The organism is Kitasatospora sp. NPDC004745, assembly GCF_042873275.1.
In the GTDB taxonomy this organism is placed as follows: domain Bacteria; phylum Actinomycetota; class Actinomycetes; order Streptomycetales; family Streptomycetaceae; genus Kitasatospora.
Genome location: NZ_JBIALK010000004.1, coordinates 58,784 through 78,281 on the forward strand (window position 1 = coordinate 58,784; position 19,498 = coordinate 78,281).

The 19,498-nt window shown below is 76.4% G+C and carries 5 protein-coding genes; 1 reads left to right on the top strand and 4 read right to left on the bottom strand.

Annotated elements, in window-relative coordinates; genetic code table 11:
* Positions 1-68 precede the first annotated feature (68 nt).
* Positions 69-3,350 (top strand): BTAD domain-containing putative transcriptional regulator, encoded by a 3,282-nt coding sequence (locus ACFYUY_RS09410; protein ID WP_387899635.1) that lies wholly within the window; start codon positions 69-71, stop codon positions 3,348-3,350.
* Between the two features lie 176 nt (positions 3,351-3,526).
* Here ACFYUY_RS09410 and ACFYUY_RS09415 read toward each other — a convergent pair whose 3' ends face one another.
* The 4 genes from ACFYUY_RS09415 to ACFYUY_RS09430 form a co-directional block, all read right to left on the bottom strand.
* Positions 3,527-3,766, bottom strand: a complete 240-nt coding sequence (locus ACFYUY_RS09415) for a hypothetical protein (protein WP_360211023.1) — start codon at positions 3,764-3,766, stop codon at positions 3,527-3,529.
* Positions 3,767-3,889: 123 nt separating this feature from the next.
* Positions 3,890-4,702 carry a dimethylargininase gene (gene ddaH, locus ACFYUY_RS09420; protein ID WP_360211025.1) on the bottom strand — a complete coding sequence of 271 codons (813 nt, stop codon included), beginning with the start codon at positions 4,700-4,702 and terminating at the stop codon, positions 3,890-3,892.
* Positions 4,703-4,796: 94 nt separating this feature from the next.
* Complete coding sequence (locus ACFYUY_RS09425; RefSeq protein WP_387899639.1) at positions 4,797-6,092, bottom strand: MFS transporter; 1,296 nt, start codon at positions 6,090-6,092, stop codon at positions 4,797-4,799.
* A 6-nt stretch (positions 6,093-6,098) separates the two neighbouring features.
* Positions 6,099-19,478 (bottom strand): amino acid adenylation domain-containing protein, encoded by a 13,380-nt coding sequence (locus ACFYUY_RS09430; protein ID WP_387899642.1) that lies wholly within the window; start codon positions 19,476-19,478, stop codon positions 6,099-6,101.
* Positions 19,479-19,498: the final 20 nt, after the last annotated feature.

Consider the following 19,498-nt stretch of genomic DNA (forward strand, 5'->3'; position numbering starts at 1 on the left):
GGGCTCATCAATCGGGGGCGGGCACGTGCTGGGGCGGGGGCGAGCACATGAAGCGGGCAGGTGCAGGAATGGGTGATTTCCGGTTCTCCGTGCTGGGGCTGATGCGGGCGCAGCGCGGTACCACCGTGTTGAAGGTCGGCAGCCCGCAGCAGCAGGCGATGCTGGCGGTGCTGCTGCTGCGGCCGGGGCACGGTGCGAGCGCCACGGACCTGATCGACGCCCTGTGGGGCGAGGAGCCGCCGAGCACCGCGATGACGACGGTCCGGACGTACGCCTGGCGGTGGCGCAAGGTGCTGCACGGCGAGGGGCCGGACGCGCCAAACGTGCTGACCTCGGTCGGGGACGGCTACCGGCTGGTGCTGCCGAAGCACGCCGTGGACGCGGCGCAGGCGGAGGAGCTGGCGGCGCAGGCCGAGCGGACGGCGGCGGCCGGGGGGCCGCAGCAGGCGCGTGATCTGTTGAACCAGGCGCTGGAGTTGTGGCAGGGCGAGCCGCTGGTCGGCATCCCGGGGCCGTTCGCGCAGCGGCAGCGGCAGCGGTTGCAGGAGCTGCGGCTGACGCTGCTGGAGGAGCGGATCGCCCTGGACCTCGCGCTGGGGCGGTTCTCCCGGTGCATCCCGGAGTTGACCTCGCTGACCACCGAGCACCCGTTGCACGAGCGGGCGTACGGGCTGCTGATGCGCGCGCTGTACCAGGCCGGAAGACAGGCGGACGCGCTGGCGGTGTACCGGAGCGCGCGTCAGTTGTTCCTGGCGGAGCTGGGGGTGGAGCCCGGGTCGGAGCTGGAACTGCTGCACCAGCGGATCCTGGAGGGCGACCCGTCGCTCGCCGCGCCGGCGCCGTCGGCGGTGGTCGTGTCCGGCCCGGACGGCGCGAACGGCTTGAACGGCGCGAACGGGCTGAACGGCGCGATCGGGCTGAACGGCGTGCACGGCCTGAGCGGCCCGAGCGCCCCGAACGGGTCGGCCGAGCCGCGGGTCGAGCCGCCGTACCCGCCCGCCGCGCCCGCCGTGACGGACAGGGAGTCGGCCGCCACACCCGCCGGGGCCCCGGCGACCGCCCCCCGCCCGGCCCAACTGCCTCCCGACGCGGCGGACTTCACCGGCCGCACGGTACTGGTCGAGCGGCTGGGCGAGGCGCTCGGCGCCCCGGACCGGCGGGCGCTGGTGATCGCGACCGTGGTCGGGATGGGCGGGGTCGGCAAGACCGCGCTGGCCCTGCACGTCGCCCACCGGGTCCGCGACGCCTATCCGGACGGGCAGCTCTACGCCGACCTGCGGGGCGCCGACGCCACCCCGGCCGACCCGGAGGCGGTGCTCTGCGGCTTCCTGGTGGCGCTCGGCGTGCCGGCCGACGCGGTGCCCGAGGGGCTGGACGCCCGCTCGGCGCTGTTCCGTTCGGTCGTCGACGGCCGGCGCCTGCTGCTGGTGCTCGACAACGTCCACGACACCGCTCAGATCAGACCCCTGCTGCCGGGTGCGGTCGGCTGCGCCGTGCTCACCACCAGCCGGACCCGGCTGTCCGGCCTGCCCGCGCCCGTCCAGGCCGATCTCGGGGTCTTCGAACCGGAGGAGGCCCTGGAACTGCTGGGCCGCACCATCGGCGCGGAGCGGCTGGCGGCCGAGCCGGAGGCCGCCCGGGACCTCCTGGTCGTCTGCGGCCACCTCCCGCTCGCGGTCCGGATCGTGGCGGCCCGGCTGGCGGCCCGGCCGAGCTGGACGGTGCAGACGCTGGGCCGCCGGCTGGCGGTCGAGCGCCGGCGGATCGACGAGCTGCGCATCGGCGACCTCGAGGTGGAGGCGGCCTTCGAACTGAGCTACCGCCAGTTGTCGCCCGCCCAGGCCCGGGCGTTCCGGCTGGTCGCCTCGGTGGACGGGCCGGACATCGGGCTGCCCGCCGCGGCCGCCCTGCTGGACCTGGACGAGTACGACGCCGAGGACCTGCTGGAGGCCCTGGTGGACGTGGCGATGATGGAGTCACCGTTCCCCGGCCGTTACCGCTACCACGACCTCCTCCGCGCCTTCGCCCGGCGACGACCCGACGGCCCCGGCACGACGCTGGAGGCCCGTGACCGGCTGCTGGACCACCTGCTGGCCACCGCCTGCTCGGCCTTCCAGTACGCCGTCCCCGGGGACCCGGCCGCCGGCGCGCTCGGTCCGGCGCGCGGGCCGGGCGTGGCGCTCGGCAGCCCGGACGGCGCCCGGGCCTGGGCCGAGGCGGAGGGCTCGGGGGCGATCGCGGTCGCCGCCCAGGTCGCCGCCTGGACGATGGCCGAGGTGCCGGCGGCACCGGACGGCACCGGCGCGCAGGGCGCCCTCCCGGATCCGCTGCGGGCCGCGATCGACCTGCTGATCGCGCTCACGCCCTTCGTGCTGGCCCCGCCCGGTGCCCGGCTGGCCGCCACGGCGGACGCCCTGGCGGCCGCGGCGGACCACCGCGCCGACCCCCGGGCAGCGGGCCGGGCGCACTTCCTGCGCGGCAACGTCGCCCTGGCCACCACCCGGCTGGAGGAGGCCGAGGCGGCGGGCCGCCTCGCCGTGGCCGCCTCGCGCTCGGCGGGAGACACGGTGATCCTGCGCCAGGCGCTGAACGACCTCGGTCTGGTCTGCCAGTTCCTCAGCCGCTACGACGAGGCCGTCGAGCACTACGACGAGGCGTTGCTGCTGGCCCGCGAGCTCGGCCACCGCTCGGGGGCGCTGGTGACGACGGTGAACGCGGCGCTGGCGCGGGTGCGCAGCGGCCGGGCCGCCGAGGCGGTGGAGATCTGCCACGAGGCGCTGGCCGAACTGCGTACCCGGCACGACGATCCGGGCCGGGCGTACACCCTGTACGTGCTGGGGCTGGCGCTGCACGGGCTGGAGCGGCACGAGGAGGCGGTGACCTGGTTCGGCGAGTGCCTGGCGGTGGCCACCGCGGCCGGTCTGCAGGCCCGGGCCGCGCACGCCCGCTACCGGCTGGCGGACAGTCTGCGGTCGCTGGGCCGGACGGAGGAGGCGTTCGAGCACGCCGGGCGGGCGCTGGAGCTGTGCGAGGAGCTGGGGGCGGAGCGGGACCAGGCGCAGGCGCTGGTGGTGCTGGGCCGGACGCTGGCGGACCTCGGGCGCGGGGCCGAGGCGCGGGGCCGGTGGCGGGCGGCGCACGCGATCTTCGTCCGGCTGGGGCTGCCGGACGCCCGGGAGGTGGCGGGGCTGCTGGCCCGGGGTTCCGGGGAGGGCCCGTCGGTCGCGGGCGGGGACGGGGGCCCGTCGGTCCGGGAGGGGGACGCCGTCGCGTCGGTCCGGGAGGAGCGGCGGGGGAAGGGCCGGGAGGCGGCGGTCGTGCCGCTGACGGGCTGCCGGCCGGGGCGTTGACCTGCTGCGGCGGGCGAGGCGACGCGGGGGCGGGTCACCCGCCGGGTGGCGCCGGGCCGGGTCACCGCCGGGCGGGGTGACGCGTAGGGGCCGCTGCCGGGCGGGATGATCCCCAGGGGGTCACCGCCGGGCCGGATGTCCCGGGAAGAATCGATCCTGCAGTCGGAGCCGCCCGCTCAGGAGCCGGTGCTGTTCCAGTCGCCGGTGCTGCCGTGCACGGTGGTGGAGGTCGGGGTCGGGGCGGCGGGGGTGGGAGTCGGGGTCGCGTCACCGACCACCACCGTCGCCGACCCGGTGCCGGCCGCCCCCGCCACCGCGGCCGTGGCGGTGACGCCTGCGCCGAGGGCGATGGCCACCCCGAGGCCGGCGGCGAACAGGCGGCGGCGGGCGGAGGCGGTGGCCGGACGCTTCGTCATCTCTGGTGCTCCCTTGGTCGCTTCCCTGGTGGGGAAGGGCTCCTTCGTGGTGTGGCACCAGTCTTGCGGGGGCCGTTCAACGGCCGATCTACGGCGGAGCACCGATGGTCACCGACCGCCGGATCAGGCGGCCGCGCGGATCTCCAGGGTGCAGCACTTCACGCTGCCACCGCCCTTGAGCAGCTCGCTCAGGTCCATCCCGATCGGCCGGAAGCCGCGCTCCCGCAGCCGCGCCGCCAGGCCCACCGCCGCCTCCGGCAGCACCACGTGCAGGCCGTCGCTCACCGCGTTCAGCCCGAAGACCTCGGCGTCGGCCTCGCTCACCAGCAGGGCGTCCGGGAAGAGCCGGCGCAGGACGGCCCGGCTGCCGGGCGAGAACGCCTCCGGGTAGTACATGATCTCGTCCCCGTCGAGCACCGACAGCGCGGTGTCGAGGTGGTAGAAGCGCGGGTCGACCAGCTCCAGGCCCACCACCGGCCGGCCGAAGAACTCCTGCGCCTCGGCGTGGCCCTCCGCCACGCTGCGGAAGCCCCGGCCGGCCAGCACGTAGCCCGCGGTCAGCAGGAGGTCGCCCTCGCCCTCGTTGACGTGCTCGGGGTCGTGCGTCGCGAAGCCGCGGTCGCGGAACCACTCCAGGTAGGCGGGGCCCTCGGCGGCCCGTTCGGTGTTGCGGAAGCGCGCGCCGAGCACCCTGCCGTCCACGACGGTGGCCCCGTTGGCCGCGTAGACCATGTCGGGCAGGCCGGGCAGCGGGTCGATCAGGTCGACCCGGTGGCCGAGTTCGGCGTAGAGGGCGTAGAGCCGCTCCCACTGGGCGACGGCGAGGTCGGTGTCCACCGGTTTGGCCGGGTCCATCCACGGGTTGATGGCGTAGGTGACGTCGAAGTGGGTCGGCCGGCACATCAGGTAGCGGCGCGGACGGGCGGTGCGGGTCATCGGGGTCCTCCGGATGCGGGGCGGGGAGAGGTGGGGGAGACGGCGGGAGAGGGGACGGGGAACGGCGGGTGCGGCAGGAGCGGATGACGGATGGTCAGGCCGCGGGCGTGGACGGCCGGGTCGGGAAGTCCCGCAGGCCGCGCAGCGGGCTGGCCAGCAGCAGCAGACCGGCCGAGAGCAGCACCCCGGCCATCACCCAGATGGTGGTGCGGGCGCCGAGCACCTCGCCCAGGTAGCCGCCGAGCAGGGCGCCCACCGGGATGGCGCTGTAGTTGAGGGTCGCGGAGCTGGCCCGGATCCGGCCGATCAGCTCGGGCGGGCAGTAGGCCTGGGAGAAGCTGCCGGCCAGGACGTTGCCGGCGACCACGCCGCAGACCGCGACGGCCCAGGCGAGCGCGCTCACCGCCAGCGGCAGCCGCTCGCCCGCCAGCGGCAGCAGCAGGATGAACGGCGCGGCCACCAGCTCGCAGGCCAGCAGGCCGCGCGCGGTGCCCAGCCGGCGGGCGATCCGCCCGGCCAGCATCGCCCCGGCCAGGCCGCCGACGCTCACCAGGGCGAACACCGCGCCCACCGCGCCCGGTTCGATCCCGACGCTGCGCACCAGGAAGACCGTCTGCACCGCCTGGATGCCGTTCAGCCCCAGGTTGCCGACCGCCGCGAAGCAGGCGAAGGTCCGCAGGTACGGGTCGCGCAGCAGGAACCGCACGCCCTCGCCGATCTCGCGCGGGATGCCGCGCCGCTCGGACGCCGGCGGGGGGTGCTCCTGCGTCCTGATCCGCCGCAGGCAGATCGCCGACACCAGGTAGGTCAGCGAGTCGACGAGCATCCCGCTGGCGGCACCGAAGGCCTGCGAGAGCAGACCGGCCGCGCCCGGCCCGGCGATCTCCGCCGCCGAGGCCCCGGAGCGCAGCTTGACGTTGGCCTCCAGCAGGTCGGCCTTCACCACCAGGGTGGGCAGCACCGCGCCGTACGCGGTGGAGAAGAACACCTTCACCGCTCCGGTCAGCAGGGCCACCACCACCAGCTGGGCGAGCGAGAGCGCCCCCAGCCAGGCGGCCACCGGGACGCTGCCGAAGAACAGGAGCAGCAGGAGGTCGCAGACCAGCATCACCCGCAGCCGCGGCCAGCGGTCCACCCAGGCGCCGGCCGGCAGGCCGAGGAAGAGCCAGGGCAGCCAGGCGGCGGCGTTGATCACGCCCACCGCGAGCGGGCCTGCGCCCAGGGTGACCACGGCCACCAGGGACAGCGCCACGCTCCCGACGGCGGTGCCGAGGTTGCTGGTGGTCTCACCGATCCAGAGCCGGCGGAAGTCCCCGTGGGCCCAGAGCCCCCACCGGCTGCGCGGCGGGCGCGGCGGCGCCGGTGACTCGATCGGGACGGTGGTGGTCATCGCGGATCACGCTCCAAGCTTCTCGGCGAGCACGGCGGCGATCCGTGCGAGGGGTTCCGGCCCGGCCAGCTCGCCGTGCGCGCAGTCGAGGCGGTGGGGCTCGACCGCCCCGTCCAGGTACGGGTGCCAGGCCTGCTCGTACGGCCAGTCGGCGGGCTTGCCGGTGGTGGCCCCGAAGAAGACGGCGGGGCCCCGGTAACGGTCGGGCACGTGCTCGGCCATCAGCTTGCGGTGCCGGTCGAAGACCTCCGGCAGGACGGCGACCGCCTCGCCGAGCACGGCCCGCAGGTCGGCGAGCCCCCGGCCGTCCGCCGGGTCGTAGCCGAGCGAGTGGAGCAGTTCGGCCAGGGTGTCGACGGCCTCGACGGGCGGGGCGTCGTCGGTGCGGGCCGCCGGCGCGCCGTCCAGCAGGGCGAGCAGGCCGACCTCGGCGCCCTCGGCCTGCAGGCGGACGGCCATCTCCTGCGCGACGACCGCGCCGAAGGACCAGCCCAGCAGGTGGTACGGGCCGTCGGGGCGGACCGCGCGGATCTGCCGCACGTAGTCCTCGGCGATCTCGGCGACGCTCGCCGGTGCGCCGCCGCGCAGGCCGCGGGCCTGGAGGCCGTAGACCGGCTGGTCGGGGCCGAGGTGGCGGAGCAGGCCGGAGTAGACCCAGCTGATGCCGGCCGCCGGGTGGACGCAGAACAGCGGGGGGCGGTCGCCGCCGGTGCGCAGCGGCAGCAGGACGTCCAGGGCGTCGGCGGCCGGGCCGTGGTCGAGCCGCCGGGCGAGCCCGGCCACGGTGGGCGCCTCGAACAGCGCCCGCATGCCGGGGTCCGTGCCGAGGGCGGTGCGGACGCGGGCGAGCAGCTTCATGGCGAGCAGGGAGTGGCCGCCGAGGTCGAAGAAGTCGTCGTCGATGCCGACGGTCTCCAGGCCGAGGGTCTCGGCGAACAGCTCGCAGAGGAGCTCCTCCTGCGGTGTCCGGGGGGCGCGGCCGCCGGTGAGCAGTCCGAAGTCCGGTGCGGGCAGTGCCGCCCGGTCGAGCTTGCCGCTGCCGGTGAGCGGCAGCGCGGCCAGCGGGACGACGGCGGCGGGCACCATGTAGCCGGGCAGGTGTCCGGCGGCGAAGACGCGCAGTTCGGCGGTGTCGACCGGGCCGTCGGTGACGACGTAGGCGACCAGCCGCAGGCCGTCCGGGTCGGGCAGGACGGCGGCGGCGCCCACGCCCGGGTGGAGGGTCAGCACGTGCTCGATCTCGCCGAGTTCGATGCGGAAGCCGCGGATCTTCACCTGGTGGTCGGTGCGGCCGAGGTACTCCACGCCGCCGTCGCGGGTGCGGCGGGCGAGGTCGCCGGTGCGGTACATCCTCCCTCCTTGCCCGCCACCGGGCACCAGGGGCCCGGCACCCGGCTCGAAGGGGCAGGCGACGAAGCGTTCCGCCGTCAGGCCCGGCCGGCCCAGGTAGCCGCGGGCCAGACCCGGACCGGCCAGGTACAGCTCCCCCGGCACGCCCGGGGGGACGGGGTTGAGGTGCTCGTCCAGGACGTACGCCCGCACACCGGCGATCGGGCCGCCGAGCCCGGGGCGCTCCACCGCGTCCAGCGGCTGGGCGAGGGCGTAGACGGTGGCCTCGGTCGGGCCGTACAGGTTGTGGGCGGCGGTGCCCGGTGCCGCGCGCAGGCTCGTCCACAGCTGCTGTCCGACGGCCTCGCCGCCGAGCACCAGCACCGGCGGTGCGGCGGCGTCGAGCAGGCCCTCGGCGAGGAGCTGCTCGGCGTAGGACGGGGTGACGTCCATGGCGCCGATACCGGCCGCGCGGACGTGCCGGACCAGGGCGGCCGGGTCGCGGCGGAGCTCGTCGCCGATCAGGTGCAGCTCGTGCCCGGCGAACAGCCAGAGCAGGCTCTGCAGGGATCCGTCGAAGCCGAGCGAGGCGGTGAGCGCGACGCGCAGCCGGCCGTGGGCGGCCTCGGCGGTGGCGATCAGCCCGCCGCGGTGGGCGGCCAGCAGGGCGGCGATGCCCCCGTGCGGGACGACGACGCCCTTGGGGCGGCCGGTGGATCCGGAGGTGTAGATGAGGTAGGCGGCGTTGTCGGCCGTGGCGCGCGGTGCCGGGTCGGTGTCCGGTCCGTCGGCCGCGCCGGGGTCCAGGGTGGGCCGTGCGGTCAGGGCCTCGGGCTTCGGCCAGCCCTCGTCGGTGAGGACGAGGGCGGCGCCCGCGTCGGCGAGGGTGGCGGCGGTGCGCTCGGCCGGGTGGTCCGGGTCCAGGGGCAGGTAGGCGGCGCCCGCCTTGAGCACGGCGAGGATCGCGACCACGCTCCCGGCCGAGCGCGGCAGGGCCAGGGCGACCACCGACTCGGGGCCGACGCCCGCCCCGATCAGGTGGTGGGCGAGCCGGTTGGCGCGGGCGTTCAGCTGGGCGAAGGTCAGCCGGGTGTCGCCGCAGACCAGGGCGACGGCCTCCGGGGTCTCGGCGGCCCGGGCCGCGAAGGCGGCCGGCAACAGCGGGACCTCGGCCGGCAGGGCGGGGCCGGCCGTGGGCAGGGCGGCCCGCTCCTCGGCGGAGAGCAGCTCGACCCGGCCGATCGGCAGCCCGGGCTGCGCGGCCACCGCGGCCAGCAGCCGGCCGAACCGGACGGCGATCGCCTCGACCGTCGCGCGGTCGAACAGGTCGGTGGCGTAGTCGATCGCGCACTCCAGCCCGGCGGGCGCGCCGTCCGCGTCGAAGGACTCGCCGAGGCCCACGCTCAGGTCGAACTTGGCGACCGTCCCGTCGGAGGACTCGACGGAGGCGTCGAGCCCGGCCGGGGCGAACGGCGCGGAGTCCCCCTGGCCCTCCAGCAGCAGCGCCACCTGGAAGAGCGGGTGGCGGGCCAGCGAGCGGGCCGGGTTGAGCTCCTCGACGAGCCGCTCGAAGGGCACGTCCTGGTGGGCGTGGGCGTCGAGTTGGGTCTCCCGGACCCGGGCCAGCAGCTCGGTGAAGCTCGGGTCGCCGGAGGTGTCGGTGCGCAGCACCAGGGTGTTGACGAAGAAACCGACCAGGTCGTCCAGGGCCTCGTCGGAGCGCCCGGCCACCACGGAGCCGATCGGCACGTCGGTGCCCGCGCCGAGACGGGTGAGCAGGGCGGCGAGCGCGGCCTGCAGGGTCATGAACATCGTCACCCGGTGCTCGCGGGACAACTCGCCCAGCGCACGGTGGAGTTCGGCGCCGTAGGGCACCACGACCCGGTCGCCGTGGTGGCCGGCGGTCGCCCGGCGCGGCCGGTCCACGGGCAGCGACAGCTCCTCCGGCAGACCGGCCAGCGCCTCGCGCCAGTAGCCGAGTTGGCGGGAGAGCAGGCTCTCCGGGTCGTCCTCGGCACCGAGCAGCCCGCGCTGCCAGAGCGCGTAGTCGGCGTACTGGACGGGCAGCGGCGCCCACTGCGGGGCGGCGCCGTCGGTCCGGGCCGCGTAGGCCGTGGCGAGGTCCCGCAGCAGCGGGCCCATCGACCAGCCGTCCCCGGCGATGTGGTGCAGGACCAGGGCGAGCAGGTGCTCGCCGGGCGCGGACGGGATGACGTGGGCGCGGACGGGCAGGTCGGCGGCCAGGTCGAAGGGCCGGGCGGTGCAGCTCGCCGGCGCGGTGCCGGGCGGCAGCAGCTCGACGCGGACCCGGGCCTGCTCGGCGGGCAGGATCCGCTGGTGGGGGGTGCCGTCCTCCTCGGCGATCAGGGTGCGCAGGCTCTCGTGCCGGGCCACCACGTCCCCGAGCGCCAGCTCCAGCGCGGCGGTGTCCAGCTCCCCCGCCACGCGCAGGACGAGCGGCAGGTTGTAGAGGGCGCTGGGGCCCTCCATCCGGTCGATCAGCCAGAGCCGCTGCTGGGCGAAGGACAGCGGCAGCCGCTCCGGCCGCGCACCGCCCCCGGTGAGTGCCGGGCGCCCGGAGCCCTCGCCGCCCAGGCGGGCGGCCAGCCCGGCCACCGTCGGCGCCTCGAAGACGTCCCGGATGCCCAGTTCCGCGCCCGACGTGGAGCGCACCCGGCTGAGCAGCTTGGTCGCCAGCAGCGAGTGCCCGCCCAGGTCGAAGAAGTCGTCGTCGATGCCGACGGAGTCCAGCCCGAGCACCTCCGCGAACAGCCCGCAGAGGATCTCCTCCTGCGCCGTGCGCGCCGCCCGGCCGGCCGACAGCGCACCGAAGTCCGGGGCCGGCAGGGCCCGGTGGTCGACCTTGCCGCTGCCGGTCAGGGGCAGCGAGTCGAGCAGGACGACGGCGGCGGGCACCATGTAGCCGGGCAGCGATTCGGCGGCGAACCGGCGGAGCTCGGCGGCGAGTTCGGGCGTGTCCCGGTCCACCGTGCAGTAGCCGACCAGCCGGTCGCCGGTCTCGCTCTCCCGGACGGTGACCACGCACTGCCGGACGGCGGGGTGGCGTGCCACCACCTGCTCGATCTCGCCGAGTTCGACCCGGAAGCCGCGGATCTTCACCTGGTGGTCGGTGCGGCCGAGGTACTCCACGCCGCCGTCACGGGTGCGGCGGGCGAGGTCGCCGGTGCGGTACATCCTCCCTCCTTGCCCGCCACCGGGCAGGAGGGGCCCGGCACCCGGCTCGAACGGGCAGGCGACGAACCGTTCCGCCGTCAGGCCCGGCCGGCCCAGGTAGCCCCGGGCCAGACCGGTGCCGGCCAGGTACAGCTCCCCCGGCACGCCCACCGGCACCGGGTTGAGGTGCTCGTCCAGGACGTACGCCCGCACACCGGCGATCGGGCCGCCGAGCCCGGGGCGCTCCACCGCGTCCAGCGGCTGGGTGAGCGCGTACACGGTGGCCTCGGTCGGGCCGTAGAAGTTGTGGCCCGCGGTGTCGGGGTGCTCCCGCAGCCGCTGCCACAGGGCCTGGCCGATCGCCTCGCCGCCGAGCAGCAGCAGGCGCGGGGCGGGCGCGTCCAGCAGGCCCTCCTCGATCAGCTGCTCGGTGTAGGACGGGGTGAGGTGCAGGGCGTCGATGCCGGCCGCGGCGGTGTGGCGGACCAGCGCCGCCGGGTCGCGGCGCAGCTCGTCGCCGATCAGGTGCAGCTCGTGCCCGGCGTACATCCAGAGCACGGGCTCCAGGGAGGCGTCGAAGCAGAGCGAGGCGGTGAGCGCGATCCGCTGCCGGCCGTGGGCCTGTTCGGTGCCCTGGATCAGGGCGGCCCGGTGGGCGGCCAGCAGGGCGGCGACGGCGCCGTGCGGGACGACGACGCCCTTGGGGCGGCCGGTGGAGCCGGAGGTGTAGATGACGTAGGCGGCGTCGCCCGGGTCGACGGCGCACTGCGGGTCGGCGGAGCGGGCCGGGTCGAGGGCGTGCTGCGGGTCGGCGCTGCAGCGCGGGTCGGCGGCGCCGTCCGCGGGGGGTTCGGTGACGTCCAGGGTCCGCAGCCCGGCCAGGACCTCGGGCAGCGGCCAGCGGTCGTCGGTGAGGGCGAGCGCCGGGCGGGCGTCCGCCAGCATGTGGGCGGTGCGCTCGGCCGGGTACTCGGCGTCCAGCGGCAGGTAGGCGGCGCCCGCCTTGAGCACGGCCAGCATGGCGACCACCGTCTCCGCCGAGCGCGGCAGGGCGAGGGCGACCACGGACTCCCGGCCCGCGCCGGCGGCCAGCAGGCGGTGGGCGAGCCGGTTGGCGCGGGCGTTCAGCTGGGCGAAGGTCAGCCGGGTGTCGCCGCAGACCAGGGCGACGGCCTCTGGGGTCGCGGCCGCCTGGGCCGCGAAGGCCGCCGGCAGCAGCGGAGCCTCGGCCGGCAGGGCGGGGCCGGCCGTGGGCAGGGCGGCCCGCTCCTCGGCGGAGAGCAGCTCGACCCGGCCGATCGGCAGCCCGGGCTGCGCGGCCACCGCGGCCAGCAGCCGCCCGAACCGGACGGCGATCGCCTCGACCGTCGCGCGGTCGAACAGGTCGGTGGCGTAGTCGAGGGCGCAGTCGATCCCGGTGAGCTCGCCGTCGGGGCCGAAGGACTCCTCGGCGATCAGGCTGAGGTCGAACTTGGCCGATCCGTTGCCCGCTCCGAGGGGTTCGACGCGCAGGCCCGCCGTGGCCGGCTCGGCCTGCTCGTTGCTCTGCAGCACCAGCATGATCTGGAAGAGCGGGTGACGGGCGAGCGAGCGGGCCGGGTTGAGCTCCTCGACCAGGCGCTCGAACGGGGTGTCCTGGTGGGCGTAGGCGCCCAGGGCGGTCTCCCGGGCGCGGCCGAGCAGCTCGGTGAAGCTCGGGTTGCCGGAGGTGTCGGTGCGCAGCACCAGGGTGTTGACGAAGAAGCCGACCAGGTCGTCCAGGGCCTCGTCGGAGCGCCCGGCCACCACGGAGCCGATCGGCACGTCGGTGCCCGCGCCGAGACGGGTGAGCAGGGCGGCGAGCGCGGCCTGCAGGGTCATGAACATCGTCACCCGGTGCTCGCGGGACAACTCGCCCAGCGCACGGTGGAGTTCGGCGTCGAGGCCGAGCGCCACCCGGCCCCCGCGGTGGGAGGCGACGGGCGGGCGGGGGCGGTCCGCCGGCAGCGTGGCTTCCTCCGGGAGGTCCGCCAGGGTCGCTCGCCAGTAGGCGAGTTGGCGGGCGGCCAGGCTCTCCGGGTCGTTCTCCTCGCCGAGCAGCCCGCGCTGCCAGAGCGCGTAGTCGGCGTACTGGACGGGCAGCGGCGCCCAGCCGGGGGCGGCGCCGTCGGTGCGGGCCGTGTAGGCCGAGGTGAGGTCGCGGACCAGCGGGCCGAGGGACCAGCCGTCGCTGGCGATGTGGTGCAGCGCCAGGACCAGCACGTGCTCCTCCGCGGAGACCCGCAACAGGGTGGCGCGGAGCGGGAGTTCGGTGCGCAGGTCGAAGGCGTGCCGGCACAGCCCGGCCACCGTGTCGGGCACCTCGTCGGCCGGGCACTCCCGGGTGTCGAGCCCGACGGCGGCCTCACCGACGGGCAGGATCCGCTGGTGGGGGGTGCCGTCCTCCTCGGCGATCAGGGTGCGCAGGCTCTCGTGCCGGGCCACCACGTCCCCGAGCGCCAGCTCCAGCGCGGCGGTGTCCAGCGGCCCGGTCAGGCGCAGCGCCAGCGGGGCGTTGTAGAGGGGGCTGGGGCCCTCCATCCGGTCGATCAGCCAGAGCCGCTGCTGGGCGAAGGACAGCGGCAGCCGCTCGGGCCGCGCACCGCCCGCGGTCAGCGCCGGGCGCCCGGAGCCCTCGCCCAGGCGGGCGGCCAGCCCGGCCACCGTCGGCGCCTCGAAGACGTCCCGGATGCCCGGCTCGGCGCCCAGCGCCACCCGCACCCGGCTGAGCAGCTTGGTCGCCAGCAGCGAGTGCCCGCCCAGGTCGAAGAAGTCGTCGTCGATGCCGACGGAGTCCAGCCCGAGCACCTCCGCGAACAGCCCGCAGAGGATCTCCTCCTGCGCCGTGCGCGCCGCCCGGCCGGCCGACAGCGCACCGAAGTCCGGGGCCGGCAGGGCGGAGCGGTCCAGCTTGCCGTTGGCGTTGAGCGGCAGCGCGTCCAGGGCGACGACCGCGGCCGGGAGCATGTAGCCGGGCAGCGTCCGGGCCGCGGCGGCACGCAGCCCGGCGGTGTCCAGCAGGCCGTCGGCGACCACGTAGGCGATCAGCCGCAGCCCGTCCGCGTCGGGCAGGACGGCGGCCTGGAGCACCTGCGGGTGGGCCGTCAGGGCGCGCTCGATCTCGCCGAGCTCGATCCGGAAGCCGCGGATCTTCACCTGGTCGTCGGTGCGGCCCAGGTACTCCAGCTCTCCGTCGCGGGTGCGGCGGACGAGGTCACCGGTGCGGTACATCCTGGCGCCCGGCTCGAAGGGCGAGGCGACGAAGCGCTCCGCGGTCAGGCCCGGGCGGTGCAGGTAGCCGCGGGCCAGGCCGGCGCCGGCCAGGTACAGCTCCCCCGGCACGCCGACCGGGACGGGGTTGAGGTGCCCGTCCAGGACGTGGGCGCGGGTACCGGCGACGGTGCGGCCGAGGACGGGCCGCCCGGTCGCCGCCAGCGGGTGGGTCAGGGCGTCGACGGTGCACTCGGTGGGGCCGTACAGGTTGTGGGCGGCGGTGCCGGGGGCCTCGCGCAGCCTGGTCCAGAGCGCCTGGCCGACGGCCTCGCCGCCGAGCAGCACCAGGGCGGGTGCGGGCTCCTCCAGCAGGCCCTCCTCGATCAGCTGCTCCGCGTAGGAGGGGGTCACCTCCAGCACGCCGATCCCGTGCTCGCGCACGTGGCCGACCAGGGCCCGGGGGTCGCGCCGCACGTCGCCGCCGATCAGGTGCAGCTCGTGGCCGGCGACCAGCCACAGCAGGCCGTCCCAGGAGGCGTCGAAGCAGAGCGAGGCGGTGAGCGCGACCCGCTGCCGGGCGGTGCCCGCCATCACGCCGGTGCGGTGGGCGGCGAGCAGCGCGGCGATGCTGCCGTGCTGGACCACGACGCCCTTGGGGCGGCCGGTGGAGCCGGAGGTGAAGATGACGTAGGCGGCGTCGGACGCCGCGGCCCGCGGGGCCGGGTCGGTCTCCGGGGTGGCGGCGTCGTCGCCGAGGTCCAGCACCGGGTGCCCGTGGAGGACCTCGGGCAGCGGCCAGCGCCCGTCGGTGAGGACCAGCGCCGGGCCCGCCTGCGCCAGGGTGTCGGCGGTGCGGTCGGCCGGGTACTCGGCGTCCAGCGGCAGGTAGGCGCCGCCGGCCTTGAGCACGGCGAGGACGGCGACCACCGTCTCCGCCGAGCGGGGCAGGGCCAGCGCCACCACGCGCTCGGGGCCGATGCCCGCGGCGATCAGCCGGTGGGCGAGGCCGTTGGCCCGGGCGTTGAGCTGCGCGAAGGTCAGGGAGAGCTCGCCGCAGACCAGCGCCACGGCGTCCGGGGTGGCGGCGGCCTGCGCCTCGAAGGCGGCCGGCACCAGCGGCACCTGCCCGGGCAGCGGCGTGTGGGCGTCCGCGGCCCGCTCCTGCTCCGTCAGGACGTCCAGCTCGGCGACGGAGCGGCCGGGGTCGGCGGCGACCTGGCGCAGGATGGTGTCCAGGGCGGCGGCGAGCCGTTCGGCGGTCTCGCGGTCGAACAGGTCGGTGGCGTACTCGAGGACGCCGGCCAGCCCCTCGCCGGCGCCGCCGGCGCCCTGCCGCTCGACCAGGCGCAGGGTGAGGTCGAAGGTGGCCGTGCCGAAGTCGACCGGCTCCTCCGTCACCGTCACGCCGGGCAGGTCCGGGCCGTCCTCGGCGGCGCCGGCGAAGGCCAGCATCACCTGGAACAGCGGGTGGCGGGCGGTCGACCGGGTCGGGTTCAGCTCCTCCACCAGCCGCTCGAACGGCACGTCCTGGTGGGCGTGGGCGGCGAGGTCGGTCTCCCGCACCCGGGCCAGCAGGTCCGCGAAGCTCGGCCGGCCGGACAGATCGGTGCGCAGCACCAGGGTGTTGGCGAAGAAGCCCACCAGCTCGTGCACGGCCTCGTCGAGGCGCCCGGCCAGCGGGGTGCCGACGGGCACGTCGGTGCCCGCGCCGAAGCGGTGCAGCAGGGTGGCGTACGCGGCCCGCAGGACCATGAAGAGGGTGACGCCGTGCTCGGCGGCGAGTGCGGTGAGCCGGGCGTGCAGGGCGGCGTCGAACTCCAGCGGGACGACGGCGCCGCGGTGGGTGGCGACCGGCGGCCGCGGGCGGTCCAGCGGCAGCGGCAGCTCCTCGGGGACGCCGGCCAGCGCCTCGCGCCAGTGCGCGAGCTGCCGGGAGACCGGGCTGTCCGGGTCCTCCTCCGAGCCGAGCAGTTCGTGCTGCCAGAGCGCGTAGTCGGCGTACTGGACGGGCAGCGGCGCCCACTGCGGGGCGTCGCCGTCCACGCGGGAACGGTAGGCCCGGGTGAGGTCGCGGTAGAGCGGGCCGAGCGAGGCGCCGTCCCCGGCGATGTGGTGGACGACCAGGACCAGGACGTGCTCCCCGGCTCCCTCGCTGCGCAGGTAGGCGTGGACGGGGAGGTCCGCGGCGAGGTCGAAGGTGTGGCCGGCGAGCTCGTCGGTCGGGCGGTCGGTGACGGTGAGCAGGCCGGTGGCGGGGGCGTCGAGGACCCGCTGGTACGGCGTGCCGTCCTGCTCGCCGAAGACGGTGCGCAGGGCCTCGTGCCGCCGGACGACGTCGCCGAGGGCGGCCTCCAGGGCGGCCGGGTCGAGCGGGCCGTGCAGCCGCAGGGCGAGGGTGACGTTGTAGGTGGCCGAGGGGCCGTCGGCCTGGGCGAGGAACCAGAGCCGGCGCTGGGCGAAGGAGAGCGGCACCCGCTCGGGCCGGGCGACGGGCCGCAGGGCGGGGCGGGCCGGGGCGGGGGCGTCGGCGGCGCGGTCGGCGAGCCGGTCGACGAGTCCGGCGACGGTGGGGGCCTGGAAGAGGTCCCCGATGGAGAGCTCGACGCCCAGCTCGGTGCGGGCCCGCCCGGTGAGGCGGGTGGCGAGCAGCGAGTGGCCGCCGAGCGCGAAGAAGTCGTCGTCGATGGTGATGTCGTCGATGCCGAGCAGCTCGCCGAAGAGCTCGCACAGGGCCCGTTCGCGCTCGTCGCGCGGGGCGCGGCCGGTGCCGTCGGCGGCGAGGTCGGGGGCGGGCAGGGCCCGGCGGTCGACCTTGCCGTTGTCGTTCAGCGGCAGGGCGTCGAGGACGACGACGGCGGCGGGGACCATGTAGCCGGGCAGCGAGGTGCCGGCGAAGGTCCGCAGCTCCTCGGGGGTGAGCGAGGCGTCGGCGGTGCAGTAGGCGACGAGGCGGGTGTCCCCGGGGCGGTCCTCGCGGGCGATCACGATGACCTGGCGGACGGCGGGGTGGCGGGAGAGCGCCGCCTCGATCTCGCCGAGTTCGATCCGGAAGCCGCGCAGCTTGACCTGGCCGTCGATCCGGCCGAGGAACTCCACGGCGCCGTCGGCGCGCAGCCGCACGAGGTCCCCGGTGCGGTACATGCGGGAGCCGGGTTCGTCGGACGGGTCGGCGAACGGGCAGGCGACGAAGCGTTCGGCGGTCAGGCCGGGCCGGTTGAGGTAGCCGCGGGCCAGGCCGGCCCCGGCGATGTACAGCTCGCCCGGGACGCCGGGCGGGACGGGCTGCAGCCGGGCGTCGAGGACGTGGCTGCGCATGTTGTCCAGCGGGCCGCCGATCGGCACCCGGGGGCCGTCGAGGTCGGCGTGGGTGAGCGGGTGGTGGGTGGCGAAGGTGGTGGTCTCGGTGGGTCCGTAGACGTGGGCGAGCAGCAGGTCGGGGCAGGCGTCGAGGACGCGGCGCATCAGGACGCCGGAGGCGGCCTCGCCGCCGGTGCAGACGACGCGCAGGGCGGCGAAGGTCTCCGGGGCCTGTTCGGCGACCAGGTCGAACAGGGCCTTGGTGAGGAAGGCGGCGGTGACGCCGTGGCGGCTGGTGACGGCGTGCAGGGCGGCGGCGTCGAGGGCGCCGGGCGGGGCGACCACGACGGTGCCGCCGGCCAGCAGCGGCGTCCAGATCTCGTAGGTGGCGGCGTCGAAGGCGTGCGGGGAGTGCAGCAGGACCCGCTGGTGGCGGCCGTCCTGCCAGCGGCGGTCGGCGGCCAGGTCGAGGACGTCGCGGTGGCGCACGGCGACGCCCTTGGGCCGGCCGGTGGAGCCGGAGGTGTACATCGCGTAGGCGAGCTGGTCCGGGTGGACGGGCACGCCGGGGCGGTGCGCCGGGGCGCCGCTCTCGTCGCCGGGGCGGACGACCGCGGCCCGGTGCGGGAAGCCGGGGTCGGCGCGGTCGGTGAGCAGCACGGGGGCGCCGGTGTCGGCGAGCACGTCGGCCATCCGCTCGGGCGGCAGGCCGGGGTGCATGGGCACGTAGCAGCCGCCGGCCTTGAGGACCGCCAGGGTGGCGACGACGACGTCGACGGAGCGTTCCATCAGCATCGCGACGGGGGTCTCGGTGCCGACGCCGAGGGAGATCAGGTGGTGGGCGAGCCGGTTGGCGCGGGCGTCGAGCCCGGCGTAGTCGAGGGTGCCGCCGTCGTGGGCGAGGGCCGTGGCGTGCGGGGTGAGGTCGGCCTGCTGCTCGAAGGACTCGGCCAGGGTGCCGGTGCGGCGCGGGGCGGCGGTGGCGTTCCACTCGGTGAGGATGCGGGTCCGCTCCTCGGGGGCGAGGACGTCCAGCGTGCCGATGGGGGCGTGCGGGTCGGCCGCGGCGGCGGCGAGGAGGCGGCCGAGCCGGTCGGCCAGGGCGGCGACGGTGGTGCGGTCGTAGAGGTCGGCGGCGAACTCGATGGAGCCGGTGAGCCCGGCGGGGGTGCCGTCGGGGCCGTGCTGCTCGGCGATGCCGATGTTGAGGTCGAACTTGGCGACCCGCAGGCCGATCGGTTCGGGGGCGGACTCCAGCCCCGGCAGGTCGAGTCCGGCGTCCTGCCCGTGGTTCTGCAGGACGAGCAGGGTCTGGAACAGCGGGTGGCGGCCGAGGGCGCGGGGCGGGTTGAGCTCCTCGACCAGGCGGTCGAAGGGGATGTCCTGGTGGGCGAAGGCCTCCAGCTGGGCCTCCCTGACCCGGCCGAGCAGCTCGGCGAAGCCCGGGTCACCGGACGTGTCGGCCCGCAGCACCAGCGAGTTGACGAAGAAGCCGACCAGGTCGTCCAGCGCCTCGTCGGAGCGGCCGGCGACACCGGTGCCGAGCGGGATGTCGGTGCCGGCGCCGAGCCGGGTGAACAGGGCGGCCAGGCCGGCCTGGAGGACGGTGAACAGGGTGGTGCGGTGGGTGCGGGCGAGGTCGAGCAGGGCGGTGTGCAGGTCCGCGCCCCAGGCGAGGTCCACGGCGTCGGCGGCGCCGCTGGGGGCGGGCGGTCGGGGGCGGTCCGTCGGCAGCTCCAGTTCCTCCGGCAGCGCGGCCAGGACGGTTCGCCAGTGGTCGAGTTGGCGGGCGAGCAGGCTTTCCGGGTCGTGTTCGTCGCCGAGCAGGTCGCGCTGCCAGAGCGCGTAGTCGGCGTACTGGACGGGCAGCGGCTCCCAGTCGGGGCCGCGGCCGGCGAGCCGGGCCCGGTAGGCGGTGGCGAGGTCGCGCAGCAGCGGGCCGAGCGACCAGCCGTCACCGGCGATGTGGTGCAGGACGACGAGCAGCACGTGCTCGGTCGGTGAGAGGGTGAACACCGTGATCCTGATGGGCGGTTCGCCGCTCAGGTCGAAGGTCTCGGCGGCGGCCGCGTCCCGGTGGCCGGGGTAGTCGGCCGGTGCGCAGTCCACGACCCGGAAGCGCGGCTGCGCCTCCTCGGCCGGCAGGATCTGCTGCACCGGGACTCCCCCGACCACCGGGAACACCGTGCGCAGGGACTCGTGACGGGCGACCACGTCCGCCGTCGCGGCGCGCAGCGCGGCGGTGTCGAGCTCGCCGCGCAGACGCAGGGCGAACGGCAGGTTGTACAGCGCGGTCGGCCCCTCGATCTGGTCGATCAGCCAGAGACGCTGCTGGGCGTACGAAACCGGGATCACGGTGCTTCCTCTACTCACGT

Excerpts from the sequence above, each read along its gene's own strand:
- ACFYUY_RS09410 (WP_387899635.1), top strand. The coding sequence starts at position 69 with ATGGGTGATTTCCGGTTCTCCGTGCTGGGGCTGATGCGGGCGCAGCGC.
- ACFYUY_RS09415 (WP_360211023.1), bottom strand. The coding sequence starts at position 3,766 with ATGACGAAGCGTCCGGCCACCGCCTCCGCCCGCCGCCGCCTGTTCGCC.
- ddaH (WP_360211025.1), bottom strand. The coding sequence starts at position 4,702 with ATGACCCGCACCGCCCGTCCGCGCCGCTACCTGATGTGCCGGCCGACC.
- ACFYUY_RS09425 (WP_387899639.1), bottom strand. The coding sequence starts at position 6,092 with ATGACCACCACCGTCCCGATCGAGTCACCGGCGCCGCCGCGCCCGCCG.